This is a genomic window from Rahnella sp. CJA17(1/100) (assembly GCF_963881615.1).
In the GTDB taxonomy this organism is placed as follows: Bacteria; Pseudomonadota; Gammaproteobacteria; order Enterobacterales; family Enterobacteriaceae; genus Rahnella; species Rahnella aceris.
Genome location: NZ_CAWOJA010000009.1, coordinates 30,799 through 56,320, shown reverse-complemented (window position 1 = coordinate 56,320; position 25,522 = coordinate 30,799). Strand labels below are relative to the sequence as shown.

Here is a 25,522-nt window from a genome sequence, read left to right as displayed (position 1 = left end):
TGCCATTAACATGTTAATTCAATTAATTAGCATTACAGCGTGTCGAAGTTTTTACGTGTTTTTACGTCTTCCATGCTTTCCAGAATGCGGTGGTAGTTGTCGAAACGTTCTTCGGCTATTTCACCCCGGTCTACGGCGTCACGGATTGCACAGCCCGGATCGCTGCCGTGTTTGCAGTCACGGAATTTGCAGTAGCCAAGGAAAGGACGGAATTCGACAAAGCCCTGGGTGATTTGCTCTGGCGCAAGGTGCCATAAGCCGAATTCACGCACGCCCGGGGAGTCGATGACGTCGCCGCCATGCTGGAAGTGATACAGACGCGCTGCGGTGGTGGTGTGCTGACCCAGGCCTGAGTTATCAGAGACTTCATTCACCAGAATTTGTTTTTCATCCGGTGGCAACAGGGCGTTCAGCAGGCTGGATTTGCCTACGCCTGACTGGCCGGCAAAAATACTGATGCGGTCAGTCAGTGCCTTTTCAAACGCAGGCATGCCTTCGCCGGTCTGGCTCGACACTTCGAGTACGCGATAATTGATATTGCGGTAGATATCCATCATGCCCTGAACGAATTTACGGCCTTCGTCGTCGAGCAGATCGATTTTATTGAGCACAATCAGCGGCTCAACTTCAACGGTTTCGCACGCCACCAGATAACGGTCAATAATATTGAGCGACAGCTCCGGCAGAATGGCGGAGACAATGACGATCTGGTCAATGTTTGCGGCAATGGGTTTGACGCCATCATAGAAATCAGGGCGTGTCAGAACGGAAGTTCGTTCGTGGACCGCCTCGACGATACCTTTCACACTGGCATTTTCCCCGGCGCGCCATACAACGCGGTCACCGGTGACCAGAGAACGGATGGTACGGCGGATATTGCAACGGTGCTGGCTGCCGTCGGCCGCTTCAACGTCCGCATGCATCCCGAAACGGCTGATGACAACGCCGTCCTGCGGTTCGCCATGCAGAGAATCGTCCAGCTCTTTTCGTTTGTCGGTCTGTGTCAGACGACGCTGATGGTTAGTCTGAACGCGACGTTGTTGCCCTTTAGACAGTTTTGACTTAGTCACTGCGCCTCACTTGACTGGCTTTAATCGCTCGGTGCGACCAAAACGACTATGATACCAGCTATTTTATAGTAATTGCCCGAATGACGGAGATCTCCGTCAACTCTCTACTTTGTAACAGGACACATCATGGCTGCAAATGACTCGAACTTAATTTGGATCGACCTGGAAATGACTGGTCTGGATCCTGAACGTGACCGCATTATTGAGATTGCCACGCTGGTGACTGACGCGCATCTGAACATTCTGGCCGAAGGGCCGGTGATGGCGGTGCATCAGTCTGATGCTCAGCTGGCGCTGATGGATGACTGGAATGTGCGTACGCACACCGGCAGCGGTCTGGTGGATCGCGTCAAAGCCAGCCCGTTTGATGACAATGCAGCACAGCAAAAAACTATCGAGTTCCTGCGCGAGTGGGTTCCGGCGGGGAAATCGCCGATTTGCGGCAACAGCGTCGGGCAGGACCGACGTTTCCTGTTTAAGTATATGCCGGAGCTGGAAGAGTATTTCCATTACCGTTACCTGGACGTCAGCACGCTGAAAGAGCTGGCGCGTCGCTGGAAGCCGGAAGTGCTGGCAGGTTTTAAAAAGCAAAATACCCATCAGGCTCTGGATGATATCCGTGAATCCGTCGCTGAATTAGCCTACTACCGTGAACATTTTATTAATCTCCACAATAACTGAAATCTTTTTTATTGCGCTGCGGAGCACGAAATCACCGTGTTTCGCTGATTAATTCATCTCTTTGATGTTTTAATCGACACTTGAACGAAAAATTCATTTTTTTGCTTTCAGGGGCTTGCGGCTAAAAGGATTTCTCGTATAATGCGCACCCCGTACCGATGAAGAATTTCGTTGAGTGCGCAGAGCGGGAATAGCTCAGTTGGTAGAGCACGACCTTGCCAAGGTCGGGGTCGCGAGTTCGAGTCTCGTTTCCCGCTCCAAATTTTTAAGTTACGTAGATTCAAAGATTTAAGCCGTAAAAAGCAGTGCCATGCGACGCGGGAATAGCTCAGTTGGTAGAGCACGACCTTGCCAAGGTCGGGGTCGCGAGTTCGAGTCTCGTTTCCCGCTCCAAAGTTTCAAAGGCTGTGCATTTATAGCAAATGCCAGTACAGCAGATGTCAGACATCTCAATGCGGGAATAGCTCAGTTGGTAGAGCACGACCTTGCCAAGGTCGGGGTCGCGAGTTCGAGTCTCGTTTCCCGCTCCAGTTTTCTTCTTCAGTTCAAAATCATTTCTTAACGCTTTCTTCCTGCATTTTCTGTGCATAAATGACGTGATCATTACACGATTTGTAGTAATGTTTTAAACAGACTTATCCACAGGTTTAGTTGTTTTTTTACACTGTCTGTTTTTTGCGCCCGCCATATTGCCAAAATATAACTTGTTGATTTAAATCAATATAAATTTATAAAGAAACGTTATGACGATCACTTGCTCTTTTTTTTGCACTTGATTGGCAAAGCATTTTTATTTTTATGCACAGAAAATATCGCTTTTCTCATGCATTGCTTTGGGGAATGGTTATGCATCCCTTGGCAAACCCTTTTCCACTGCGCGGATCAGGCGTTTTTGCTGTGAAGTTTGCACTTCTATCCGATGTTCATTCCTTCTTTCTGTCTGCTGTGCGATTGCCCAACTGATATGTTCATCCAGCAACGCATTTTCCCCTTCCCGCGACTGTAAGGCATTAAGCACGTCTTCCGAATAGGGCGCATTGCCCAGCGCCACTGCAATATTGCGCAGCCAGCGCAGATGTCCGATACGCCGGATCGGCGAACCTTCCGTGATACGCAAAAATTTTTCTTCCGCCCAGCTAAACAATTCAATCAGCTCTGGTGCATGCAGCGCGGCGCGCGGGCTGAAATCTTCTTCATCCGTCAGTTGCGAATAGCGATTCCAGGGGCAAATCAGCTGGCAATCATCGCAGCCGTAGATACGGTTACCCATCAGCGCGCGGAATTCTTCCGGTATTGCGCCTTCCAGCTCAATGGTCAGATAGGAAATACAGCGGCGGGCATCGACGGTATAAGGCGCAACAATGGCACCGGTCGGGCAAGTGGTGATGCAGGCCACGCACTTTCCGCATTTCTCTTCCTGCGGCTGATCGACAGGCAGGGGCAAATCAATCAGTAGTTCGCCGAGAAAGAACCATGAACCGGATTCACGGTTAAGAATGAGTGAGTGTTTACCAACCCAGCCAAGACCGGCTTTCGCCGCCAGCGGGCGTTCCATCACGGGGGCGGAATCGACAAAAGGGCGGAAGGTGACGGTCTGATCAGCGTGTTCAGTACAATGCGCCTGAATCATATCGCCAAGTTTTTTCAGGCGCTGGCGCAAGACTTTGTGATAGTCACGTCCAAGGGCATAGCGGCTGACGTAGCCGAGTTGCGGATTATTCAGGATTTTGGCAAAGGCCGCTTTGGCGGGTAAATAATTCATGCGCACGCTGATCACCCGCAATGTGCCGGGCAGAAGTTCATGCGGCCGTGCGCGTAACATGCCGTGGCGCGCCATCCATTCCATCTCGCCATGATATTGTTTATCAAGCCAGTCTTGCAGTTTAGGCTCTTCGGCAGATAAGTCTGTATCGCAGATGCCAACCTGCTGGAAGCCTAGCGATTGGCCCCATTGCTTGATATGTTGAGCCAGTTGAACGAGATCGAGAGGGAGTGTCATGACGAACCAACGTGAAAAACGAAACGAGGCGAGTTTACCACATTCTGTGTTTTCTGCTGACTGGCTGCGACCGGCTGAACGCCAGGCGGCGCAGGAAACGGGGATTTCTCTGTTTACACTGATGCAACGTGCGGCAAAAGCCGCTTTTTTACTGGCGCAGCGTGAGTTTCCGCAAACCCGCCACTGGCTGATTTTGTGTGGCCAAGGTAATAACGGTGGCGACGGTTTTGAAGTTGCGCGTCTGGCGAAAACTGCAGGCATAAGCGTGACGCTGCTGGCCGTGGCAGGCAGTAAGCCGCTGCCAGAAGAGGCAGAAACAGCGCGGCAGGATTGGCTGAAAAGCGGCGGCACGGTTAACCCTGCGGACTTTGCATGGCCGCAGGACGCTGATCTGATTATCGATGGTTTGCTTGGCACCGGTTTATCTTCCGCGCCGCGAGCACCTTATGACGGGCTGATTGAAGCCATTAACTCGGCGTCTTTGCCTGTCATCTCTTTAGATATCCCTTCCGGTCTTGATGCGCAAACGGGTCAGACTGCGGGGAAGGCGGTTCACGCCTCGCATACGATCAGTTTCATCGCCCTGAAACCCGGTTTACTGACCGGGCAGGCGCGCGACTACACCGGCAAATTACACTGCGATGCGCTGGGGCTGGAAAGCTGGCTGGGCGGGCATCTTGCTCCCTTACAACGGCTGGATGCGTCACAATTAGGCGCATGGCTGCACCCGCGTCGCCCTTGTTCTCACAAGGGCGAACACGGGCGTTTGCTGGTAGTGGGCGGTGATACCGGTTTTGCTGGGGCGATCCGCATGGCTTCGGAAGCCGCGTTGCGTAGTGGAGCCGGACTGGTGCGAGTACTCACTCACAAAGAACATGCCGGACCGTTACTGACCGCGAGACCTGAGCTGATGGTGGAAGAACTCACCGCAGAGTCGCTCGATGAAGGGCTTGAATGGGCAGATGTGTTAGTTATCGGCCCCGGTCTGGGTCAGAAAGAATGGGGCAAACAGGCGGTAGAACGCGCAGAAAATTGGGATAAACCGGCCTTATGGGACGCTGATGCGCTTAACCTGCTGGCAATCAATCCGCGGAAACGGCAAAATCGTGTGCTGACGCCCCATCCGGGCGAAGCGGCACGTTTGCTAGGTTGCAGCGTGAACGAAATTGAAAGTGACCGCTTACTTTCAGCCAAGAAACTCACGGAGCGATATGGCGGTGTGGTGGTGCTCAAAGGTGCCGGCACTCTGATTGCCAGTGAGCGTGGCGAGATGGCGGTCGCGGATGTCGGCAATGCCGGTATGGCATCCGGCGGCATGGGCGACGTACTTTCTGGTATTATCGGCGGCCTGCTGGCTCAGAAACTGAATAGTTATGATGCGGCCTGCGCGGGCTCAGTAGTGCATGGCGCTGCCGCAGACGAAATTGCCCACCGGCAGGGAACGCGCGGTATGCTGGCAACTGATCTTTTAGCGGTGATTGCCCCGTTAGTTAATCCAGACCTGAAGAAATAGATATCACTGAATGAATCAACTTAATATCTCTTTACCCGACGAAGCGGCAACGTTGCAACTAGGTGCTTCCCTGGCGAAAGCCTGTGAAGGTTCAACGGTTATCCATCTTTATGGCGATCTGGGAGCCGGTAAAACAACCTTTAGCCGGGGATTTCTTCAGGCATTGGGGCATCAGGGCAATGTGAAAAGCCCGACCTACACGCTGGTTGAGCCTTATCAGCTGGAAAAGATTGCCGTGTATCATTTTGATTTATATCGCCTTGCTGATCCGGAAGAACTGGAGTTTATGGGGATCCGCGATTATTTCGCACAGGACGCTATTTGTCTGGTGGAATGGCCACAGCAGGGGGCAGGTGTGTTGCCTGAACCGGATATTGAACTGACGCTGGATTATTCCCTGACCGGTCGCACCGCGAAGCTGGTGGCGGTTTCTGAATCTGGCATAAAATTGCTGCATCGTGTTCAACAGCAAGGATGATCACGCGATGAACTCACGTTTTACCTCTCTTTATATTTCAGCCGCGATGTTGTTATCGACGCTGATGTTGTTTGCTGTGCTGGCCTCACCGGTTTTTGCAGCAGGCATGAAAAACATCAATGTTTCCAACGGTGCCACGCAATCTACCGTTACGATTACATTTGATGGCTCACCGGATTACTCTTTTTTCCCTCTGCACAACCCTGAACGCGTAGTGATGGATATCCGTCAGGACGGCGTGATGAAAGGCTTGCCGTTGAATTTCAACGGTCAGAATCTGGTGACGCGTGTGCGTGCCAGTACGCCGCCCAATGCGCAGAGTCAGCGTCTGGTATTTGAACTGAATCAGAAAGTCAGAACCAACGCCACCAAACAAAAAGACGGCAGCCAGTATACCGTGGTGCTGACCATGAACGCCTCTGCTCCGGCACGTCAGCGTGCACCGGTTGCCGTGGCGACCAACACGCCATCGCCAAATGCGGGCAAAATGATTACGCCTTCCGAAAAATCAAACCCGTTTACCAATGATCAGACTAAAGTCGTAGCTACTACGGTGGCGCCGGATAACTCACGCTCTTCTACCGTGTCGACCAGTGACAGCAGGATAATTGTCGCGATTGACGCCGGTCATGGCGGGCAGGATCCGGGCGCAATTGGCGCGGGCGGGCTGAAAGAAAAAAATGTCACCATCTCTATCGCCCGTAAATTACAGGCGATTCTGAATGCCGACCCGATGTTCCAGCCGGTCTTGACCCGCGACGGTGATTACTTTATTTCCGTCATGGGACGTTCCGATGTGGCGCGCAAGAAAAACGCTAATGTGCTGGTTTCCATTCACGCAGATGCCGCGCCAAGCCGCAGCGCGCGTGGTGCATCAGTCTGGGTGCTGTCGAACCGTCGTGCTAACAGCGAAATGGGTAACTGGCTGGAGCAGCACGAGAAACAATCAGAACTGCTCGGCGGCGCCGGGGATGTGCTGGCGAATACCGCTTCAGACCCGTATCTCAGCCAGGCAGTGTTGGATTTACAGTTCGGTCATTCACAACGTGTGGGTTATGACGTCGCGACCCGTGTTCTGCGCGAACTGCGCTCCGTTGGCTCTTTGCATAAAGCGAAGCCTGAGCACGCCAGTTTAGGCGTGTTGCGTTCGCCGGATATTCCTTCCCTGCTGGTGGAAACCGGCTTTATCAGTAATTCAACTGAGGAGCGGCTGCTGGGCAGCAGCGCGTACCAGGATAAAATTGCGAGGGCTATCCACATCGGCCTGCGTAATTATTTCCAGTCGCATCCGATACAAAACGGCCCAAAGGTCGAAAACCGTCCGCTGCTGGCCTCATCAGCAGCGGCGGCAGACAGTAGTGCGACAACCCGCTCTGCCGTGAGTCAACCGGGTCCGATTGAGGTGACTGCCGGGGCAGCCGGTGCCACGCAGATCCATAAAGTGACACGGGGTGAAACCCTGACCGGGATCGCGAACAGCTATGGCACGACAAATGCGGCACTGCGCGACCTCAATAAGTTGAAAAAAGACGGCGTCTGGGTCGGCCAGCGATTGAAAGTCCCTGCGGGAACCCGCACATCTTCAATAGCCGCAGCACCGGATTCGACAGCAAAAACGGCGAAGAAACCCGCGAAACATAAAGTGAAACGCGGCGATACGCTGTCGGCGATCGCCAGTAAATATGGTGTCAGCATGAACGACATCAGAACCGCAAATCATATGAAGTCTGGCGAGGTACAGCTCGGCCAAACCTTAACTATTCCACAGTCATAGGCGGGAATAACCGTCTGCCACAGGAGCCGCTATGCCGATCAAGGTACTGCCGCCGCAACTTGCTAACCAGATAGCAGCGGGCGAAGTTGTCGAAAGGCCGGCTTCCGTGGTGAAGGAACTGGTGGAAAACAGCCTTGATGCGGGCGCGACGCGTATTGATATTGATATCGATCGCGGTGGCGCCAAGCTTATCCGCATTCGCGACAACGGCTGCGGGATTGGCAAAGACGATCTGGCGCTGGCGCTGGCGCGTCATGCCACCAGTAAAATCACCTGTCTTGATGATCTGGAAGCGATCCTGAGCCTCGGATTTCGCGGCGAAGCGCTGGCCAGTATCAGCTCGGTATCGCGCCTGATTCTGACATCGCGCACCGCAGAGCAGAATGAAGCCTGGCAGGCCTATGCCGAAGGACGGGATATGGCGGTGACGGTCAAACCGGCGGCGCATCCGCAAGGCTCGACGGTTGAAGTGCTGGATCTGTTTTACAATACGCCCGCCCGCCGTAAATTCATGCGCACTGAGAAAACCGAATTCACCCATATCGATGAAGTTGTCCGGCGAATTGCGCTGGCGCGCTTTGACGTGTCCGTCAATCTCAGCCACAACGGCAAACTCATCCGTCAGTATCGCGCGGTGAAAGACCGTTCACAGTTCTCCCGCCGTCTGGCCAGTATTTGTAGCCCGGCGTTTGTCGAGCACGCACTGGAAGTGGAATGGAGCCACGGTGATCTGGCGATCCGTGGCTGGGTCGCCGATCCGGCGGGTTCGCGCAGTCTGACAGATATGCAGTATTGCTATGTGAACAACCGCATGATGAAAGATCGCCTGATTAATCACGCGATCCGTCAGGCGTATCAGGATCAGCTCAAAGATGATCAGCAGCCCGCGTATGTGCTTTATCTGGATGTCGATCCGCATCAGGTGGATGTGAATGTGCATCCGGCAAAACACGAGGTGCGTTTCCATCAGTCGCGGCTGGTACATGATTTTATTTATCAGGCGGTGATGTCCGTATTGCAGCAGGCGGGGGCACCCGTTCTTGACGAGCCACAGCTTCAGGAAGATACGCCGCGCTGGCAGCAGGAAAATCGTCAGGCGGCGGGTGGCAATCATTTCTCGCAGCCGGCAGAACGCAAAGTGCCGACATCGCGGGAAAACAATTCCCCGCGTGAAAATGTGTTTCCTGAAACTGCCCGCGCCAGCCAGCCACGTGAATCTGCTTATCGCAGCACGGAACCCGCTTACAATCCTTCAGAAAGCAAAGCTTACGGACGTTTGTTGCAGCCCGCGCCGGAGTCGTTTTCCTTACAGGAACCGGCACCTGCTGTGGCACAGCCCGCTAAGCCCGCTGTTTCAGTGGCCCGTACACTGACGGAACCGGCGCTGGAATCACACAGCCAGAGTTTCGGGCGCGTGCTGACGGTATGTTCCGCGGAATATGCGTTACTTGAGCGCGGCAAACAACTGGTGTTGCTGGCGTTACCGGTGGCCGATCGCTGGCTGAAATGGGCGCAGCTGACACCACCCGAAGAAGGATTGCGGCCGCAGCCGTTATTAATTCCGCTGAAGCTGACAATGCAGAAAGAAGAGACCGCCGTGCTGGCGCGCCATCAGGCGTTATTACAGCATTTTGGTTTAGAAATGCTCAGTGAGTCACAGCGTGTGACGGTTCGCGCGGTACCTTTACCATTACGCCAACAAAATTTACAAAAGTTGATACCTGATCTGTTAGGTTACCTTGCTGTTCAGCAGGAGGTGACTTCTGATGCGGTAGCTATGTGGTTTGCCCGCCACTGCGGCTGCGAGCATGAGGTCTGGACGATTTCGCAAGCCATACAATTACTCACGGATGTTGAGCGTCTTTGCCCGCAATTGGTGAAATCGCCCCCGTCCGGCCTTCTGCAACCTCTTGATTTACAGTCCGCGCTGGCGGCTTTTAAGCATGACTGATTCTGAAAACAACGCACTTCCCCCGGCAATCTTTATTATGGGGCCGACTGCCTCCGGTAAAACAGCATTGGCGATGTCGCTGCTGAAACACCTGCCTGTCGAGCTTATCAGTGTCGATTCCGCCCTGATTTATCGCGGGATGGATATTGGCACGGCGAAACCCACGGCAGAAGAGCTGGCTGAAGCACCGCACCGGTTGATTAATATTCTTGACCCGACGGTGGCTTATTCGGCGGCTGACTTTCGTCGAGACGCATTACGCGAAATGGCAGAAATAACCTCGCGCAATAAGATCCCGTTATTGGTAGGTGGGACTATGCTTTATTTCAAGGCATTGCTTGAAGGTCTTTCCCCTTTGCCACCTGCTGATCCTGTCGTGCGCGAGCGTATCGAAAAGCAGGCTGCAGAACAGGGTTGGGAGGCGTTACATGACCAGTTGCGCAAAATAGATCCCGTTGCGGCTATGCGAATTCATCCGAATGATCCGCAGAGACTGTCCAGAGCACTGGAAGTTTTTTTTATTTCGGGTAAAACTTTAACGGAACTGACTAAAATTTCGGGTGAAACATTACCCTATCGCGTACATCAGTTTGCGATTGCGCCGACCCGCCGGGAATTATTACATGCGCGGATCGAGGAACGTTTTAGTCAGATGTTGTCCAATGGTTTTGAAGACGAAGTCAGAACGCTGATAGCCCGGGGCGATTTGCATACAGATTTGCCTTCCATTCGTTGTGTGGGTTATCGCCAGATGTGGTCATATTTGTCTGGTGAATTCGATTACGATGAAATGGTTTATCGTGGTGTTTGCGCGACACGACAGCTGGCCAAACGTCAGATGACCTGGTTGCGAGGTTGGGAGAGTGTCGAATGGCTCGATTCTGAGAAGCCAGAAGAGGCCTTAAACCGTGTAATTCAGGTTGTTAGTGCATAGGTTGGGTGATTGTGTACAATTGATCAGTACTCAGCGCGCAAATTTTTTATGTGATTTATTTTCGAGCCGATAGGCTCAAAGTTACAAACAACAAACTAATAAGGAAAAGATAGAATGGCTAAGGGGCAATCTTTGCAAGATCCGTTCCTGAACGCATTGCGTCGTGAACGTGTTCCGGTTTCTATTTACTTGGTGAATGGTATTAAGCTGCAAGGCCAGATTGAGTCTTTTGACCAGTTTGTCATTCTGTTAAAAAATACGGTTAGCCAGATGGTGTATAAACACGCTATCTCCACCGTAGTGCCTTCCCGCCCGGTGTCACACCATAGCAATAATCCAGGTTCGGGCAGCACCAACAATTATCACCAAGGTAGCACTCCGTCTGCGCAACAGCCGCAGCAGGAAAACGATGACGCTGAATAAAGCGCAACGTTGGTCAACCACGAAGGGGTTCATAAGTATTCCGATTATGCTTATGCACCCCCGGCTGGCGAATTTTTCCCAAATGAGAGGTCGCAAGCTTGTTTGACCGTTATGAAGCCGGTGAGCAGGCCGTACTGGTTCATATCTATTTCTCGCAGGACAAAGACACGGAAGACCTGAGCGAATTTGAATCGCTGGTATCTTCTGCAGGTGTAGAGGCGTTGCAAGTCGTCACCGGGAGCCGCAAGGCACCGCACCCAAAATACTTTGTCGGTGAAGGAAAGGCCCAAGAAATCGCAGATGCCGTCAAAGCAACGGGCGCCTCTGTCATCCTGTTTGATCACGCCTTGTCTCCCGGCCAGGAAAGAAACCTGGAAGCCTTATGCGAATGTCGAGTTGTCGACCGCACCGGATTGATATTAGATATTTTTGCCCAGCGGGCCCGAACACATGAAGGTAAGTTACAAGTAGAACTGGCGCAATTACGCCACATTGCTACCCGACTGGTTCGCGGCTGGACGCACCTTGAGCGGCAGGGCGGCGGCATTGGCGCGCGTGGCCCAGGTGAAACCCAGCTCGAAACTGACCGCCGCTTGCTGCGGGACAGAATCACTTTGATCCTCAGCCGTCTTGAAAAAGTGGCTAAGCAGCGTGAACAGGGTCGTCGTTCACGCGTTCGTGCGGATATTCCGACGGTGTCTTTGGTTGGGTATACCAACGCCGGGAAATCCACACTCTTTAACCGTATTACTCAGGCCGATGTCTACGTGGCCAATCAGTTGTTTGCTACGCTGGATCCTACGCTGCGCCGTATTATAGTGGCAGATGTCGGGGAGACGGTTTTGGCGGACACCGTAGGGTTTATTCGTCACCTGCCCCATGATTTGGTTGCGGCTTTTAAAGCAACGTTGCAGGAAACCCGACAGGCATCTCTGTTACTCCATGTGATTGATGCAGCGGACATCCGTGTTCAGGAAAATATTGACGCGGTGAATACGGTGCTGGCAGAGATCGAAGCAGATGAAATTCCTGCGCTGTTAGTGATGAACAAAATAGATATGCTGGATGACTTTGTTCCGCGTATCGACCGCAACGAGGAGAATTTGCCGGTCAGGGTCTGGCTCTCAGCCGTGACAGGTGAAGGTATTCCGTTGCTTTTCCAGGCATTAACGGAGCGACTCTCTGGCGAGATTGCGCAGCATGAATTGTGCTTACCGCCGGAAGCAGGCCGACTTCGTAGCCGTTTTTACCAGCTTCAGGCCATTGAAAAAGAATGGATTGAAGAGGATGGCAGTATTGGTCTGATGGTGCGAATGCCCATCGTTGACTGGCGTCGCCTCTGCAAACAAGAGCAGGAACTGGAAAGCTATGTCCGCAACCAGAGTCTGTCTGATTTGGCCTGAAGAACACCAATCATAGAATAATGGAGCTATAACATGGCGTGGAATCAGCCCGGTAATAACGGACAGGACCGCGACCCCTGGGGCAGCAGCAATAATAATAGCGGCAACTCTGGTGGAAATTCTGGTGGAAATAACGACAACAAAGGTGGCCGCAATCAGGGGCCACCTGATCTGGATGATATCTTCCGTAAGCTCAGCAAAAAGCTGGGGGGCTTCGGTGGAAAAGGTTCAGGCAACAACAATAACAGCAACAATGGCGCACCAACGGGTTCCGGTCATGGGATGAGTGGTGGCCGGATTGTTGGCATCGCGGTCGCAGCGGTGGTGGTGATCTGGGCAGCAACGGGTTTCTATACCATTAAAGAAGCCGAGCGTGGCGTTGTGACTCGTTTTGGTAAGTTCAGCCATCTGGTTGAGCCTGGCCTGAACTGGAAACCGACCTTCATCGATCAAGTTCGTGCAGTAAACGTAGAATCGGTACGTGAACTTGCTGCGTCTGGTGTAATGCTGACGTCTGATGAGAACGTTGTGCGCGTTGAAATGAACGTGCAGTATCGCGTGACGGATCCTGAAGCTTATCTGTTCAGCGTCGCCAACCCTGACGACAGCCTGAGCCAGGCGACTGACAGCGCATTACGTGGCGTTATCGGCAAATACACGATGGATAAAATCCTGACGGAAGGCCGTACGACCGTGCGTAGCGATACCCAGCGTGTACTGGAAGAAACTATTCGTCCGTACAAAATGGGTATTACCATTCAGGACGTCAACTTCCAGACCGCGCGTCCGCCGGAAGAAGTGAAAGCTTCCTTCGATAACGCGATCGCCGCCCGTGAAAGAGAACAACAGTCTATTCGTGAAGCAGAAGCTTACGCGAACCAGATTCAGCCTCTGGCAAACGGTGAAGCACAGCGCTTACTGGAAGATGCTAAAGCCTATAAAGATCGTACGGTTCTGGAAGCACAGGGTGAAGTGGCCCGTTTCTCCAAACTGTTACCTGAATATAAAGCCGCGCCGGAAATTACCCGCGAGCGTCTGTATATCGAAACCATGGAAAAAGTCCTCAGCCACACCCGTAAAGTGCTGGTGAGTGATAAAGGGAATAACCTGATGGTCTTGCCGCTGGATCAAATGCTGCGTGGAAATAACGCAGCAGCCAACGACACCAGCAAAAATGATGAAACAGGTTTGTTGCCTTCCGTTCCAGGTTTAACCAGCAGTAACAGTAAAAGCAGTGCCGATAACAGCAGTTCCCGTTCGTCTGGCAGTGTCATGGACCAGCGCCGTGCAAATGCACAGCGTGACGATACACTTCGCGTAGGGAGAGAATAACAATGCGTAAGTCATTTTTACTTATCGTCGTTGTGGTGCTGGTGGCGCTTTATGCTTCACTGTTTGTTGTTCAGGAAGGTCAGCGCGGTATTGTGCTGCGCTTTGGTAAAGTCCTGCGTGACAGCGATAATAAACCGCTGGTGTATGCGCCGGGCCTGCATTTTAAAGTTCCATTCGTGGAATCCATTAAAATGCTCGACGCGCGTATCCAGACCATGGATAACCAGGCTGACCGCTTCGTCACCAGCGAGAAGAAAGACTTAATCGTCGATTCTTACCTGAAATGGCGTATCAGTGATTTCAGCCGCTACTACCTGGCAACAGGCGGTGGTGATGTATCTCAGGCAGAAATTCTGCTGAAACGTAAATTCAGTGACCGTCTGCGTTCTGAAATTGGTCGTCTTGATGTGAAAGATATCGTGACCGATTCCCGTGGTCGTCTGACGCTGGATGTGCGTGATGCCCTGAACACCGGTAGCGTAGGCGATGAGCCTGAAGCGACCACCGAAGCCGATGATGCGATTGCCTCTGCAGCAAAACGTGTTGAGCAGGAAACCAAAGGTAAACAACCTGCGGTGAACCCGAACAGCATGGCGGCATTGGGGATCGAAGTGGTGGATGTACGTCTGAAACAAATCAACTTGCCGGAAGAAGTGTCCAGCGCGATTTACGATCGTATGCGTGCTGAGCGTAATGCGGTGGCATTGCGTCACATCTCTCAGGGTAAAGAAGAGGCGACCAAAATTCAGGCTGCTGCGGATTACGAAAGAACCCGTACCGTTGCTGAAGCAGAGCGTACTGCCCGTATCACCCGCGGTGAAGGAGATGCCGAAGCGGCGAAACTGTTTGCTGATGCGTTCAGCCAGGATCCTGACTTCTACGCATTCATCCGTAGCCTGCGAGCTTACGAGGCCAGCTTTAAGAGCGGCAACGACGTCATGGTGTTAAGCCCTGACAGCGATTTCTTCCGCTTTATGAAGTCACCTGAAAAAAATAAATAATTGCTTCTGCAATTTCCAAAAGGCCCTTCAGGGGCCTTTTGTCTTTTCTGAAATCCTTCTTTCTTTTTAGGGAAGGGATGTAATGAGAACGATTCATCATGAATGCGACAATCTGGCTGGCGCTGGCATTAGTTTTGGTTCTTGAAGGCCTGGGGCCGATGCTTTATCCAAAAACATGGCGAAAAATGATCCTCTCGCTGGCGAATCTTCCGGACACGGTTTTACGCCGTTTTGGTGGGGGTCTTGTGGTCGCAGGCTTCGTAATTTACTACATGTTGCGTAGTCGTCTGGGTGGATGAGGGTTTGTTACGCCGGGCTTGTCACGTCTTGCTGAGACCGGTAGCACGCAATTAAAATTTTTCCCGCAAACGTGTGCTAAAAGTGCTGGAAAGCACAGAATGAGATGTTAGAATCCTTTTTTAAGCAACCTGGTGATTCTTGAGATGGGTAAGAACGTCGTCGTACTCGGCACTCAATGGGGTGATGAAGGGAAAGGCAAGGTCGTAGACCTGCTTACTGAACGGGCTAAATATGTTGTGCGCTATCAGGGCGGTCACAACGCCGGTCACACTCTGGTTATCAACGGTGAAAAAACCGTTCTTCATTTAATTCCTTCTGGCATTCTGCGTGAAAACGTGACCAGCATCATCGGCAACGGTGTTGTACTGGCGCCTGACGCGTTGATGAAAGAAATGGGCGAACTTGAAGCTCGTGGCATCCCTGTACGCGAACGTCTGTTACTGTCTGAAGCTTGCCCGCTGATCCTGCCTTATCATGTCGCACTCGACATGGCGCGCGAAAAAGCGCGTGGCGATAAAGCGATCGGCACCACCGGTCGTGGCATCGGCCCGGCTTATGAAGATAAAGTAGCCCGTCGCGGTCTGCGCGTAGGCGATCTCTTCAACAAAGAAACTTTCGCTATCAAGCTGAAAGAAATCATCGAATACCATAACTTCCAGCTGGTGAACTACTACAAAGTAGAAGCCGTTGATTTCCAGAAAACGTTGGATGATGTGATGGCGATTGCCGACATCCTGACCGCAATGGTTGTTGACGTCTCTGAGCTGCTGGATGGCGCGCGTAAGCGTGGCGATCTGATCATGTTCGAAGGCGCGCAAGGCACGCTTCTGGACATCGACCACGGGACTTATCCGTACGTAACCTCTTCCAACACCACTGCTGGCGGCGTCGCTACCGGTTCAGGTATTGGTCCACGTTATGTTGATTATGTGCTCGGCATCGTGAAAGCCTACTCTACCCGCGTGGGTGCAGGTCCGTTCCCGACTGAACTGTTTGATGAAACAGGCGAGTTCCTGCGCAAGCAAGGTAACGAGTTTGGCGCGACCACTGGCCGTAGCCGTCGTTGTGGCTGGCTGGACATCGTGGCGGTTCGCCGCTCTGTGCAGATCAACTCCCTGTCTGGTTTTTGTCTGACTAAACTGGATGTGCTGGACGGTCTGAAAGAAGTGAAGCTGTGTGTCGGTTACCGCATGCCTGATGGCCGTGAAATGACGACTACACCGCTGGCTGCTGAAGGCTGGGAAGGTATCGAGCCAATCTACGAAATCATGCCCGGCTGGACCGAAACCACCTTTGGGGTGAAAGAAGTCGAAAACCTGCCGCAGGCAGCGCTTAACTATATCAAGCGTATCGAAGAGCTGACTGAAGTGCCGGTTGATATTATCTCTACTGGCCCGGATCGTAGCGAAACGATGATTCTGCGTGACCCGTTTGATGCATAACAGTCAGAGCTGATTGTGTAAAAACGTCATAACCGGGCAAAATTGCCCGGTTTATTTTTTTCTGAATCCCTTCACTTGTTTACTTTCCATAAACCATCCACTATCTAAATGATTAGCTGCAAAGTTCGCGGCTGGTTTATCATCAAAGTGTCATAATAAACAATCATCTTCACCCTGTTGTCATTGCTGGCGTGGAAAGACCGGGTAATAGCTACCCAGAGGTATGTGTGCAGTTAACGAGTTTTACTGATTATGGTTTGAGAGCGTTGATTTATATGGCTTCGTTGCCTGACGATCAGATGACCAACATTTCGCAGGTCACCGAGGTTTACGGTGTATCGCGCAACCACATGGTGAAAATCATTAATCAGTTGAGCCGTGCTGGTCTGGTCACTGCCGTTCGCGGAAAGAACGGAGGTATTAAACTGGGCAAGCCCGCAGAGACCATTCGCATTGGCGACGTGGTGCGCGAACTGGAACCTCTTTCGCTGGTCAATTGCGCCAGCGACTTTTGTCACATCACGCCTGCATGCCGACTAAAACAAGTCCTGCACACTGCTGTAGAACATTTTCTTGATGAGCTGAATCAGTACACTCTGGCCGATATGGTCAAAGACAACTCAACGCTCTATAAATTATTGCTTGTTGAATGAAAGACTTTCAACAAACTGCTGATGACAACGGAGGAACCGCTATGTCACAAGATCCATTCCTGGAACGAGAAGCAGAAAAATACGAATCACCTATTCCCAGCCGTGAATTTATTCTGGAACATCTCGCGAAACGTGAAACCCCAGCCAGCCGGGAAGAAATTGGTAACGAACTGAATCTTTCCGGAGAAGAAGCGCTGGAAGCCCTGCGTCGCCGTTTGCGCGCCATGGAGCGTGACGGCCAGTTAGTCTTTACCCGCCGCCAGTGCTACGCGCTGCCGGAGCGTCTGGACTTGCTGAAAGGCACGGTTATCGGCCATCGTGATGGTTACGGTTTCCTGCGCCTGGAAGGCGTGAAGAAAGACGATGTGTATTTGTCTGCTGAACAAATGAAAATGTGCATCCACGGTGACGTGGTCCTGGCACAACCAGTTGGAACTGACCGTAAAGGCCGCCGTGAAGCGCGCATCGTGCGTGTTCTGGTGCCTAAAATGAGCCAGATTGTGGGCCGTTACTTTACCGATGCGGGTGCCGGTTTTGTGGTACCCGACGACAGTCGTCTGAGCTTTGATATTCTGATCCCGGCCGATGCCATTAACGGCGCACGCATGGGATATATGGTGGTGGTCGAGCTGACACAGCGTCCGACCCGCCGTACCAAAGCGGTCGGTAAAATCGTTGAAGTCCTCGGCGATAAAATGGGCACCAGCATGGCGGTAGATATCGCCCTGCGCACCCATGAAATCCCGCATGTCTGGCCGCCACAGGTTCTCAAACAGGTCGAAGACCTGAGCGAACAGGTGCCGGAAGAAGCGAAAAAAGGTCGCGTGGATTTACGCAGTCTGCCGCTGGTCACCATTGATGGTGAAGATGCCCGTGACTTCGATGACGCCGTGTACTGTGAGAAAAAACGTGGTGGTGGCTGGCGCCTGTGGGTGGCAATCGCCGACGTGAGCTATTATGTCCGTCACGGCACCGCGCTGGACGATGAAGCCCGCAGCCGCGCTACGTCGGTGTATTTCCCGTCACAGGTTGTGCCGATGCTGCCGGAAGTGCTGTCTAATGGCCTGTGTTCGCTGAACCCGCAGGTAGACCGCCTGTGTATGGTCTGTGAGATGACTATCTCCGCACAGGGCAAACTGACCAGCTCTAAATTCTACGAAGCCGTGATGAGCTCTCACGCGCGTCTGACATACAACAAAGTCTGGCGCATCATCGAAGGCGACCCGGAACTGCGCGAGCAATATTCGCCGCTGGTTAAGCATCTGCTTGAACTGCACACCATGTACAAAGTGCTGGATCAGGCGCGTGCAGAACGTGGCGGTATCGCGTTCGAAACCGAAGAAGCGAAATTTATCTTCAATGCTGAGCGTCGTATCGAACGTGTCGAACCGACCGTACGTAACGATGCCCACAAACTGATCGAAGAGTGCATGATCATGGCGAACATTGCTGCGGCGCGTTTTGTTGAAAAACATAACGAACCGGCGCTGTTCCGCGTGCATGACCGTCCAAGCGATGACCATATCTCCGCGCTGAAAAGCGTGCTGGGTGAATTGGGTCTGGTGATGGGCGGCGGCATGAAACCTGAGCCGAAAGATTATGCTCAGATCATGGATGAACTGGCCGATCGTCCTGACCGCGAAATGCTGCAAACTATGTTGCTGCGTTCAATGAAACAGGCGATTTACGATCCGGAAAACCGTGGCCACTTTGGTCTGGCATTGCCTTCTTACGGGCATTTTACGTCGCCAATCCGTCGTTATCCGGATCTGGCATTGCACCGCGCGATCAAGTATCTGCTGGCGAAAGAGCACGGCACGTTGAAAGATCGCTGGACGCCAACCGGCGGCTGGCACAGTGATTACGAAGATATGTTGCAACTCGGCGAGCATTGTTCGATGGCAGAACGCCGCGCGGACGAAGCCACCCGCAACGTGGCGGACTGGCTGAAGTGCGACTTCATGCAGGATCATGTGGGTGAAGTCTTCACCGGCATTATCGCCAGTGTCACCGGCTTCGGCTTCTTCGTACGCCTCAACGATCTGTTCATCGACGGCCTGGTGCACGTGTCATCGCTCGACAATGATTATTACCGTTACGATAACATCGGTCAGCGTCTGGTGGGTGAATCCTCCGGTGCGGTTTATCGCCTGGGCGATACGGTAGAAATTCGCGTTGAAGCCGTGCATATGGACGAACGTAAAATCGATTTCGCGCTGGTTTCCAGCACCCGCAAAGCACGGGGTGAAGGCAAAACCGCACGTGACCGCGCGAAAAAAGGTGGCGAACGTACCATGCGTTCTGCCGCGCCAGCCAATGCTGGCCGTCGCCGTACCGCTAAGAAAAACGTGAATTTTGAGCCGGACAGCGCGTTCCGCAAAGATGACGCAAAACCAGCCAAACCGAAGAAAGAGAAAGCGGTCAGTGCTGTGGGTAAAGACGGTAAACCGAAGAAAGCCAAAAAGCCTTCTGACAAAACTGCAAAAATTGCGGCGGCCACCAGAGCCAAACGCGCGAAGAAAAAGCAGTCTGACAGCTAGTCCTTTCTGACGATTCTTCTATGATAGAATCGTCTGTAACCTTACTAAATTGCGGACAGCTTGCTGTCCGCAAGTCTATTTTAAAGAGCATCATGAGCGAAATTATCTACGGTATTCACTCCGTTAAAGCCTTACTCGACAACGATCCGCAACGCTTTCTGGAAGTCTTTATCCTGAAAGGCCGTGACGATAAACGCCTGAAACCGCTAATCGACGAGCTGGAAGCCAGTGGTATCGTGATCCAGGTGGCGAGCCGCCAGTGGCTGGATGAGAAATCCGAAGGTGCTGTGCATCAGGGGATTATTGCGCGTGTGCGCGAAGGCCGCCAGTATCAGGAAAATGACCTGCCTGCGTTGCTGGAAAGCCTCGATTGTCCGTTCCTGCTGGTGCTGGATGGCGTAACGGATCCACATAACCTGGGTGCCTGTCTGCGTACCGCGGATGCGGCGGGTGTTCACGCGGTGATTGTTCCGCGCGACCGTTCCGCGAAACTGAACGCCACCGCCAAAAAAGTTGCCAGCGGCGCCGCTGAAAACGTGCCGTTGATCAACGTGACCAATCTGGCGCGTACGTTGCGCGTATTGCAGGAACATAATGTCTGGATCGTCGGCACGGCCGGTGAAGCGGATCATGACCTGTTCCAGAGTAAAATGACCGGCCCGATGGCGCTGGTGATGGGCGCAGAAGGCGAAGGTATGCGCCGTCTGACCCGCGAACATTGCGACGAACTGATCAGCATCCCGATGGCGGGGAGCGTCTCTTCCCTGAATGTTTCCGTAGCCACCGGTGTTTGCCTGTTCGAAGCGGTACGTCAGCGCGGCCTGAAGAAAAGCTGATTGTCGTTTATTGATCCGCTGATTAAACGGGAGCCTCAGGGCTCCCGTTTGCATTTCTGCCTTTGTGATCTGTCCGCCTGTTAATTCCCCGTTTTTTACCATACTTACGCCATATCCTTTTAACAGGGAGCAGGCGATGGACTGGGAAACACACCGGGTTTTCAATCAACCCAAACCACTGAGTAACAGCAATTTATTCCTTTCCGACACCCCGTTGCGCGAAGCGGTTTCCCGCCAGCAGGCGGGCTGGGATGCCGATGTCCTGGCGTCCCTCGGGCAGCAGTTAGGCTCTGCAGAATCGCTGGAGCTGGGAAGGCTGGCGAATACCAATCCGCCCGATCTTTTGCGTTATGACACCACCGGTGAACGTCTTGATGACGTGCGTTTCCATCCTGCGTGGCATCTGCTGATGCAAGGGTTGATCGCCAACCGCGTGCACAATTTACCCTGGCAGGAAGATGCGCGTATCGGTTCGGTGGTGGCGCGTGCGGCGCGTTTTATTCTTCACGGTCAGGTTGAAGCGGGGACGTTATGCCCGGTGACGATGACATTTGGCGCGATCCCGTTGCTGCAAAAATATCTGCCGCCGGAGTTCAGTGGCTGGATGAAACCGCTGTTATCTGACCGTTATGATCCGCATCTGCAATCCGGCGATCAGAAGAAAGGCGTGCTGATCGGCATGGGCATGACGGAAAAACAGGGCGGCTCGGACGTGCTCAGCAACACCACGCGGGCGACGGCGCTGGAAGGACGAGGCAGCGGAAAACCTTATCATCTGGTGGGCCACAAATGGTTCTTCTCCGTGCCGCAAAGCGATGCGCATCTGGTGCTGGCGCAGACTGATGGCGGACTGTCCTGCTTCTTTCTGCCGCGCGTATTGCCAGACGGAACGCGCAATGCGATCCGCATCGAACGCCTGAAAGACAAACTGGGTAACCGTTCGAACGCCAGCAGCGAAGTGGAGTTTCAGAATGCCACCGGCTGGCTGCTGGGCGAAGAAGGCGAGGGCGTCCGCCATATCCTGAAAATGGGCGGTCATACGCGCTTTGACTGCGCGCTGGGCAGCCACGCTATGATGCGCCGGGCGTTGTCGGTTGCGCTGTACCACGCCTTCCAGCGGCAGGTTTTTGGTAAACAGCTTATCGAACAACCACTGATGCGCCAGACGCTGAGCCGCATGGCGCTGTTGCTGGAAGGGCAGACGATGTTGCTGATGCGTCTGGCCGCGGCGTCCGATGCGCAGGATAATCCGGCGGAACAATTATTATGCCGCCTGCTGACGCCCGCTGCAAAGTTCGAAGTGTGCTGCCAGGGGATGCCGTTTGTGGCAGAGGCGATGGAAGTGCTGGGAGGGATTGGCTATTGCGAAGACAGCGAGTTGCCGCGTTTGTACCGCGAAATGCCGGTCAACAGTATCTGGGAAGGATCGGGAAACGTTATGTGTCTTGATGTGCTGCGCACGCTGAAAAAACTGCCTGCCAGCGCGGAAATGGTTCAGCAGATTTTGCATCAGGCGCGCGGACAAAACCGCGTCTTTGACCGGGCGTCGCGCCAGTTTTTACAACGGCTGCGTAAGCCGGAAGAAGCGCAGGGTCGCTGGCTTACCGGTCAGCTATTTAACCTGCTGACCGCGACGCAAATGCTGGAGTTTGCGTCGCCACCGGTGGCAGACGCGTGGTGCCGAATGGTGCTTGATCCGCGTGGAGAAACGCTGTTGCCGGAACGTTTGTGCCAGTTGTTGCTTAACCGGGCGATCGGCGCTGAATAATCAGCGGTAGAGTGTGGCCTGTGAATACCAGCGGCCGGGAATAATAGTTTCGCTGTTAAACATGATCACGTAGTAATGCGCACCCGCCGCATCGGCGCGTCGCTGCACTTCTGCTTCTGCATCCATCGGGCTGCCAATCACATCGACCGTGATGCTGCCAATTTTGGTGAGAGTGGAAGTCTGCGCACGGGTAATTTCCTGCGCTTTGGTCGTCACGGCAGGCGGCGGAACCGGCGTGGTTTGCATCAGATTACTGCAACCGCTTAGCGCAACCACTAACAACAGCGCAGCGGAGATTCGGAGGGATTTCATCGTGATATCCGGTAAAAGGGCGATACCCTGAAGTGTAGCCCTTTCACCGGTGTGCTGGCGAGTCCGCGCGGTGTATATTGCCGCGCAATTCACGTCTTACCGTTCGGAAATTTTAAAGACGCTGACCAGTTGTGAGAGATGGCGGCCTTGTTCGCTGAGCGCCGCCGCAGTTTGCTGTGAATTCTCCACCAGCGTGGCGTTCTCCTGCGTCGCTTTACCAATCTGCATAATGGCAATGTTTACCTGTGAAATACCGGACGACTGCTCGTGCGAGGCCAGATCGATATCGCTCATCAGCACTTTGACCTGGCGAATACCCTGCAAAATATCGTTCATGTTTATCTGCGTTTTGGCTGCACTCTGGTGGCCGTCCTCGACTTTACTCAGGGAATCTGCGACCAGATTTTCAATCTCCTTCACCGCATTTGAACTGCGCTGTGCCAGCGCCCGGACTTCTGCAGCGACAACCGCGAACCCGCGCCCGTGCTCACCGGCTCTGGCAGCTTCTACGGCAGCGTTAAGGGCCAGAATATTGGTCTGGAAGGCGATGCCCTCGATGACGGTCGTGATATCCGCAATACGCGTTGAGGCGTGCTTAATGGCCTCCATGCTCTCAACCGACTGATTCACTGCATCAGCACCGACCGTGGCCGCTTTGTCGGTCTGTTGCACCAGTTGAGTGGCCTGTGTGGCATTGTCCGCCGTGTTCTGTACGGTAGCGGTGATCTGCTCCATGCTGGCTGAGGTTTCTTCCAGACTGCTGGCTTGCGTGCCGATCTGATGATTAATCTGCTCGCTGTCGCGCGCAAGTCCTTGCGTATTCATCATAATTTCAGAGGAAACCTGCCGGACTTCACCGACAATTTTTTCCAGCCCGTGGCCGATTCCGTCGATCGCATGCATCAGGGCACCAATTTCATCAACACGCTGGGTTTCAGCCCGCGCGCGCAGGTCACCGCTGGCATATTGTTGTGCAATACTCACGACGTCGCTCAGCGGGCGGCTGACCAGCTTGCGCGTCAGCCAGATAAACAGTGCAGCGAAACATGCCAGCGCCAGCAGGCTCACCATCAGGAAGTGATTACGCGTGCTATTGACCTGTTCCATCAGACTGTTTTTATCGGTACTGCCGACCACCACCCAATGCCAGGCCGGCACATTCGCATATACCATGAATTGCTGATGCTGGCTGGTTGCGTCAGTGTACTCACGCTGGCCTTTCGGCTGCGCCATCACCTGCTGCAGTTCGCCTTCAGGCCACGCTGGCGTTTTTCCTTCATCAGTGGAATGCACCAGATATTTACCGAGATCTTTACCGGGTGCGCTGTTGAGCACAAAGAAATAGCCTTTCTCGCCAATGCGTTTGGACAGGATTTTCTGGCGCATGTCGGCATATTCCTGCGTGATATCCACACCCACGAACAAAATCCCAATGACGCTGCCCTGTGCATCGCGCACCGGCTGATATTTGGTGATGTATTTTTTGCCGAACAGCGTTGCCAGCCCGCTGAAAGGTTGCCCTGCCATAATTTGCGCATAAGCGGGGCTGCTACTGTCGAGCAAGGTGCCGATGGCGCGGGTGCCGTCCTGTTTTTTCAGGGACGTGGTTACGCGGATAAAGTCATCGCCGCGGCGTGCAAACACGGTGGAAATTGCGCCGGTGCGCGCCAGAAAATCATCGGGGATTTTGCTATCCAGATTCAGTGGCGTACCGCCTGCTTTTATGACAGGTGCTGACTGATCGCCCACCATCATCGGGCTGGTAGTATCAAGTTCGAAATCCGATGGCAGAAAATGGCTGAACAGACGCGTATAGCTGTCCACTTCCGCATTCAGGCTGGCATTGTACATTTCAATCATGTCTACCACCCCGGTCACCTGCTCGGAAATGGCGTTAACGGCCAGTTCATTGACCTGCTTTCCAGCGGAGTGAGTCAGTGACAAAGTGAAAATAATAAATAAGGAACCGACCAGCAGGGAGGCGATGCTGGCCAGTTTTGCGCCAATGCTCCACCGTCGAAATGAGCGTTTTGATGCCGTTTTCATGGGTTTTTCCCGTTAGCTTCTGATAGCGCACTAACGGCGGAGAACGGGAAAGGATTAACCATCAAATGTAACCATTTATTTCATGTAAAATTGATCTGAATCAATGAAATAAATATAAATGTGTGAATTTGAATTAAGGTCAGCCAATTGAAAAATGCGGATTTTGAATAACGGGTTATAAATCATACGAAAAAGGTTGTGGTCGCCGTTTTGCAGACCCGTAGAATGTCAAAACTCACAGAGGCCGATATTTTTTCTAAATGCACAGGGGAAAGCACGATGGTTGAGATGTACGAAGAAAATATTGAAGGGATCCAGATCATTCATGCCGTGCCCGCCGGACAGTATCAGCAGCAACTTCCGACGATTTTTTTCTATCATGGTTTTCTGTCTTCCAAAGAGATTTATTCATATTTCGGCTACACGCTGGCAAAGGCGGGTTTTCGCGTGATATTGCCTGATGCATTAATGCACGGTGCGCGCGCAGAAAACGACGAAGCGCGATGTCTGGCGAATTTCTGGAGCATTTTGCAGAACAACATTGATGAACTGGCGTGTCTGAAAGACGAGTTTGTCGGACGCGGTCTGGCGGATCCGCAGCGTTTAGGCGTCGCTGGCGTTTCGATGGGGGGCATGACCACCATGGCGGCGCTGATCAAATTCCCATGGATTAAAGCGGCGGCCAACCTGATGGGCTCTGGTTATTTCGCGCGTTTATCTCACCACCTTTTTCCAGCTTACAACGCCGGTGGCATTGTGCAGCGTGACGTATTTGAACGCGAAATCGCGCCTTTGCTGAGTCTGGATTTCACCGGGAAAGCGGCGTTAATCGCAGATATTCCGTTGTTTGTCTGGCACGGTGAAGAAGATGATGTGGTGCCTTTTGCTGAAAGCCAGCGCTTGCGGCAGGAACTGGCTGAAAGCGGTGCAGATGATAATCTGACCTTTATTTCTGAGGCGGGCGCGAAGCATAAAGTCTCGGTTCATGCGCTGGCAGAAGCCACGGCATTCTTCGCTGCAAAGCTGTAGAGAAATTAATCTGCCTTTCTCCTTGAGTTTCCCACAG

21 protein-coding genes and 3 tRNA genes are annotated in these 25,522 nt (G+C 53.0%); 20 read left to right on the top strand and 4 right to left on the bottom strand.

Translation table 11 applies throughout. The annotated features are described in order from the left end of the window. Nucleotides 1-32: 32 nt before the first annotated feature. Complete coding sequence (rsgA, locus tag AACU55_RS05615) at nucleotides 33-1,070, bottom strand: small ribosomal subunit biogenesis GTPase RsgA (RefSeq protein ID WP_037034282.1); 1,038 nt, start codon at nucleotides 1,068-1,070, stop codon at nucleotides 33-35. Between the two features lie 126 nt (nucleotides 1,071-1,196). On the opposite strand from rsgA, the gene orn reads away from it, so the two are divergent. The 4 genes from orn (at nucleotide 1,197) to AACU55_RS05595 (ending at nucleotide 2,281) form a co-directional block, all read left to right on the top strand. Further along, nucleotides 1,197-1,751, top strand: coding sequence for an oligoribonuclease (orn, locus tag AACU55_RS05610; RefSeq protein WP_037034280.1), 555 nt, complete (start codon nucleotides 1,197-1,199; stop codon nucleotides 1,749-1,751). Between the two features lie 184 nt (nucleotides 1,752-1,935). After that, nucleotides 1,936-2,011: transfer RNA gene (locus AACU55_RS05605), tRNA-Gly, on the top strand. A gap of 57 nt (nucleotides 2,012-2,068) precedes the next feature. After that, nucleotides 2,069-2,144, top strand: a tRNA-Gly gene (locus AACU55_RS05600). 61 nt (nucleotides 2,145-2,205) lie between these two features. Continuing rightward, nucleotides 2,206-2,281: transfer RNA gene (locus tag AACU55_RS05595), tRNA-Gly, on the top strand. A gap of 314 nt (nucleotides 2,282-2,595) precedes the next feature. On the opposite strand, the gene queG is transcribed toward AACU55_RS05595, so the two are convergent. Beyond that, nucleotides 2,596-3,750 carry a tRNA epoxyqueuosine(34) reductase QueG gene (queG, locus tag AACU55_RS05590; protein WP_013573757.1) on the bottom strand — a complete coding sequence of 385 codons (1,155 nt, stop codon included), beginning with the start codon at nucleotides 3,748-3,750 and terminating at the stop codon, nucleotides 2,596-2,598. On the opposite strand from queG, the gene nnr reads away from it, so the two are divergent. The 15 genes from nnr to AACU55_RS05515 all read left to right on the top strand — a co-directional run bounded on the left by nnr (nucleotide 3,749) and on the right by AACU55_RS05515 (nucleotide 22,098). Beyond that, on the top strand, nucleotides 3,749-5,263 hold the full coding sequence (gene nnr, locus AACU55_RS05585) for a bifunctional ADP-dependent NAD(P)H-hydrate dehydratase/NAD(P)H-hydrate epimerase (protein WP_134706806.1): 1,515 nt from the start codon (nucleotides 3,749-3,751) through the stop codon (nucleotides 5,261-5,263). The genes queG and nnr overlap by 2 nt on opposite strands. Nucleotides 5,264-5,273: 10 nt before the next feature. Continuing rightward, complete coding sequence (gene tsaE, locus AACU55_RS05580; RefSeq protein ID WP_013573759.1) at nucleotides 5,274-5,741, top strand: tRNA (adenosine(37)-N6)-threonylcarbamoyltransferase complex ATPase subunit type 1 TsaE; 468 nt, start codon at nucleotides 5,274-5,276, stop codon at nucleotides 5,739-5,741. Between the two features lie 7 nt (nucleotides 5,742-5,748). After that, a complete protein-coding gene (gene amiB, locus AACU55_RS05575; RefSeq protein WP_134706805.1) occupies nucleotides 5,749-7,515 on the top strand; it encodes an N-acetylmuramoyl-L-alanine amidase AmiB in 1,767 nt (588 codons plus the stop codon). Between the two features lie 31 nt (nucleotides 7,516-7,546). Then, nucleotides 7,547-9,466, top strand: a complete 1,920-nt coding sequence (gene mutL, locus AACU55_RS05570) for a DNA mismatch repair endonuclease MutL (protein ID WP_134706804.1) — start codon at nucleotides 7,547-7,549, stop codon at nucleotides 9,464-9,466. After that, entirely contained in the window at nucleotides 9,459-10,400 is a 942-nt protein-coding gene (gene miaA, locus AACU55_RS05565; RefSeq protein ID WP_013573762.1) for a tRNA (adenosine(37)-N6)-dimethylallyltransferase MiaA, read from the top strand. The genes mutL and miaA overlap by 8 nt, the downstream gene beginning before the upstream one ends. Before the next feature lie 114 nt (nucleotides 10,401-10,514). Next, the gene (gene hfq / locus AACU55_RS05560) at nucleotides 10,515-10,823 is read left to right on the top strand and encodes an RNA chaperone Hfq (RefSeq protein WP_013573763.1); all 309 of its coding nucleotides are present in this window, start codon (nucleotides 10,515-10,517) and stop codon (nucleotides 10,821-10,823) included. Nucleotides 10,824-10,921: 98 nt separating this feature from the next. Further along, on the top strand, nucleotides 10,922-12,226 hold the full coding sequence (gene hflX, locus AACU55_RS05555) for a ribosome rescue GTPase HflX (protein WP_013573764.1): 1,305 nt from the start codon (nucleotides 10,922-10,924) through the stop codon (nucleotides 12,224-12,226). Nucleotides 12,227-12,259: 33 nt separating this feature from the next. Beyond that, nucleotides 12,260-13,558 carry an FtsH protease activity modulator HflK gene (gene hflK / locus AACU55_RS05550; protein WP_013573765.1) on the top strand — a complete coding sequence of 433 codons (1,299 nt, stop codon included), beginning with the start codon at nucleotides 12,260-12,262 and terminating at the stop codon, nucleotides 13,556-13,558. Between the two features lie 2 nt (nucleotides 13,559-13,560). Further along, the gene (gene hflC / locus AACU55_RS05545; protein WP_013573766.1) at nucleotides 13,561-14,559 is read left to right on the top strand and encodes a protease modulator HflC; all 999 of its coding nucleotides are present in this window, start codon (nucleotides 13,561-13,563) and stop codon (nucleotides 14,557-14,559) included. A gap of 98 nt (nucleotides 14,560-14,657) precedes the next feature. Further along, a complete protein-coding gene (locus tag AACU55_RS05540; RefSeq protein ID WP_013573767.1) occupies nucleotides 14,658-14,858 on the top strand; it encodes a DUF2065 domain-containing protein in 201 nt (66 codons plus the stop codon). Between the two features lie 144 nt (nucleotides 14,859-15,002). Then, the gene (locus AACU55_RS05535) at nucleotides 15,003-16,301 is read left to right on the top strand and encodes an adenylosuccinate synthase (RefSeq protein ID WP_013573768.1); all 1,299 of its coding nucleotides are present in this window, start codon (nucleotides 15,003-15,005) and stop codon (nucleotides 16,299-16,301) included. 227 nt (nucleotides 16,302-16,528) lie between these two features. After that, complete coding sequence (gene nsrR, locus AACU55_RS05530) at nucleotides 16,529-16,954, top strand: nitric oxide-sensing transcriptional repressor NsrR (RefSeq protein ID WP_013573769.1); 426 nt, start codon at nucleotides 16,529-16,531, stop codon at nucleotides 16,952-16,954. Between the two features lie 41 nt (nucleotides 16,955-16,995). Beyond that, nucleotides 16,996-19,494 carry a ribonuclease R gene (gene rnr / locus AACU55_RS05525; protein WP_013573770.1) on the top strand — a complete coding sequence of 833 codons (2,499 nt, stop codon included), beginning with the start codon at nucleotides 16,996-16,998 and terminating at the stop codon, nucleotides 19,492-19,494. 92 nt (nucleotides 19,495-19,586) lie between these two features. After that, nucleotides 19,587-20,330: a 23S rRNA (guanosine(2251)-2'-O)-methyltransferase RlmB gene (gene rlmB / locus AACU55_RS05520; RefSeq protein WP_014411562.1), complete on the top strand. Its 744-nt coding sequence runs from the start codon at nucleotides 19,587-19,589 to the stop codon at nucleotides 20,328-20,330. Between the two features lie 136 nt (nucleotides 20,331-20,466). Next, nucleotides 20,467-22,098, top strand: coding sequence for an isovaleryl-CoA dehydrogenase (locus tag AACU55_RS05515; RefSeq protein ID WP_134706803.1), 1,632 nt, complete (start codon nucleotides 20,467-20,469; stop codon nucleotides 22,096-22,098). Here AACU55_RS05515 and bsmA read toward each other — a convergent pair whose 3' ends face one another. Continuing rightward, nucleotides 22,099-22,410: a biofilm peroxide resistance protein BsmA gene (bsmA, locus tag AACU55_RS05510; RefSeq protein ID WP_037034266.1), complete on the bottom strand. Its 312-nt coding sequence runs from the start codon at nucleotides 22,408-22,410 to the stop codon at nucleotides 22,099-22,101. 96 nt (nucleotides 22,411-22,506) lie between these two features. After that, nucleotides 22,507-24,456, bottom strand: coding sequence for a methyl-accepting chemotaxis protein (locus AACU55_RS05505; protein ID WP_134706802.1), 1,950 nt, complete (start codon nucleotides 24,454-24,456; stop codon nucleotides 22,507-22,509). A 279-nt stretch (nucleotides 24,457-24,735) separates the two neighbouring features. Between AACU55_RS05505 and yjfP the strand changes: the two genes are divergently transcribed. Next, nucleotides 24,736-25,485 (top strand): esterase, encoded by a 750-nt coding sequence (gene yjfP / locus AACU55_RS05500; RefSeq protein ID WP_134706801.1) that lies wholly within the window; start codon nucleotides 24,736-24,738, stop codon nucleotides 25,483-25,485. Nucleotides 25,486-25,522 lie beyond the last annotated feature (37 nt).

What these genes read in the sequence shown, in the direction of transcription:
- orn (WP_037034280.1), top strand. Translation starts at nt 1,197, where the DNA reads ATGGCTGCAAATGACTCGAACTTAATTTGGATCGACCTGGAAATGACT.
- nnr (WP_134706806.1), top strand. Translation starts at nt 3,749, where the DNA reads ATGACGAACCAACGTGAAAAACGAAACGAGGCGAGTTTACCACATTCT.
- queG (WP_013573757.1), bottom strand. Translation starts at nt 3,750, where the DNA reads ATGACACTCCCTCTCGATCTCGTTCAACTGGCTCAACATATCAAGCAA.
- tsaE (WP_013573759.1), top strand. Translation starts at nt 5,274, where the DNA reads ATGAATCAACTTAATATCTCTTTACCCGACGAAGCGGCAACGTTGCAA.
- amiB (WP_134706805.1), top strand. Translation starts at nt 5,749, where the DNA reads ATGAACTCACGTTTTACCTCTCTTTATATTTCAGCCGCGATGTTGTTA.
- mutL (WP_134706804.1), top strand. Translation starts at nt 7,547, where the DNA reads ATGCCGATCAAGGTACTGCCGCCGCAACTTGCTAACCAGATAGCAGCG.
- miaA (WP_013573762.1), top strand. Translation starts at nt 9,459, where the DNA reads ATGACTGATTCTGAAAACAACGCACTTCCCCCGGCAATCTTTATTATG.
- hfq (WP_013573763.1), top strand. Translation starts at nt 10,515, where the DNA reads ATGGCTAAGGGGCAATCTTTGCAAGATCCGTTCCTGAACGCATTGCGT.
- hflK (WP_013573765.1), top strand. Translation starts at nt 12,260, where the DNA reads ATGGCGTGGAATCAGCCCGGTAATAACGGACAGGACCGCGACCCCTGG.
- hflC (WP_013573766.1), top strand. Translation starts at nt 13,561, where the DNA reads ATGCGTAAGTCATTTTTACTTATCGTCGTTGTGGTGCTGGTGGCGCTT.
- AACU55_RS05540 (WP_013573767.1), top strand. Translation starts at nt 14,658, where the DNA reads ATGAATGCGACAATCTGGCTGGCGCTGGCATTAGTTTTGGTTCTTGAA.
- AACU55_RS05535 (WP_013573768.1), top strand. Translation starts at nt 15,003, where the DNA reads ATGGGTAAGAACGTCGTCGTACTCGGCACTCAATGGGGTGATGAAGGG.
- rnr (WP_013573770.1), top strand. Translation starts at nt 16,996, where the DNA reads ATGTCACAAGATCCATTCCTGGAACGAGAAGCAGAAAAATACGAATCA.
- rlmB (WP_014411562.1), top strand. Translation starts at nt 19,587, where the DNA reads ATGAGCGAAATTATCTACGGTATTCACTCCGTTAAAGCCTTACTCGAC.
- AACU55_RS05515 (WP_134706803.1), top strand. Translation starts at nt 20,467, where the DNA reads ATGGACTGGGAAACACACCGGGTTTTCAATCAACCCAAACCACTGAGT.
- bsmA (WP_037034266.1), bottom strand. Translation starts at nt 22,410, where the DNA reads ATGAAATCCCTCCGAATCTCCGCTGCGCTGTTGTTAGTGGTTGCGCTA.
- AACU55_RS05505 (WP_134706802.1), bottom strand. Translation starts at nt 24,456, where the DNA reads ATGAAAACGGCATCAAAACGCTCATTTCGACGGTGGAGCATTGGCGCA.
- yjfP (WP_134706801.1), top strand. Translation starts at nt 24,736, where the DNA reads ATGGTTGAGATGTACGAAGAAAATATTGAAGGGATCCAGATCATTCAT.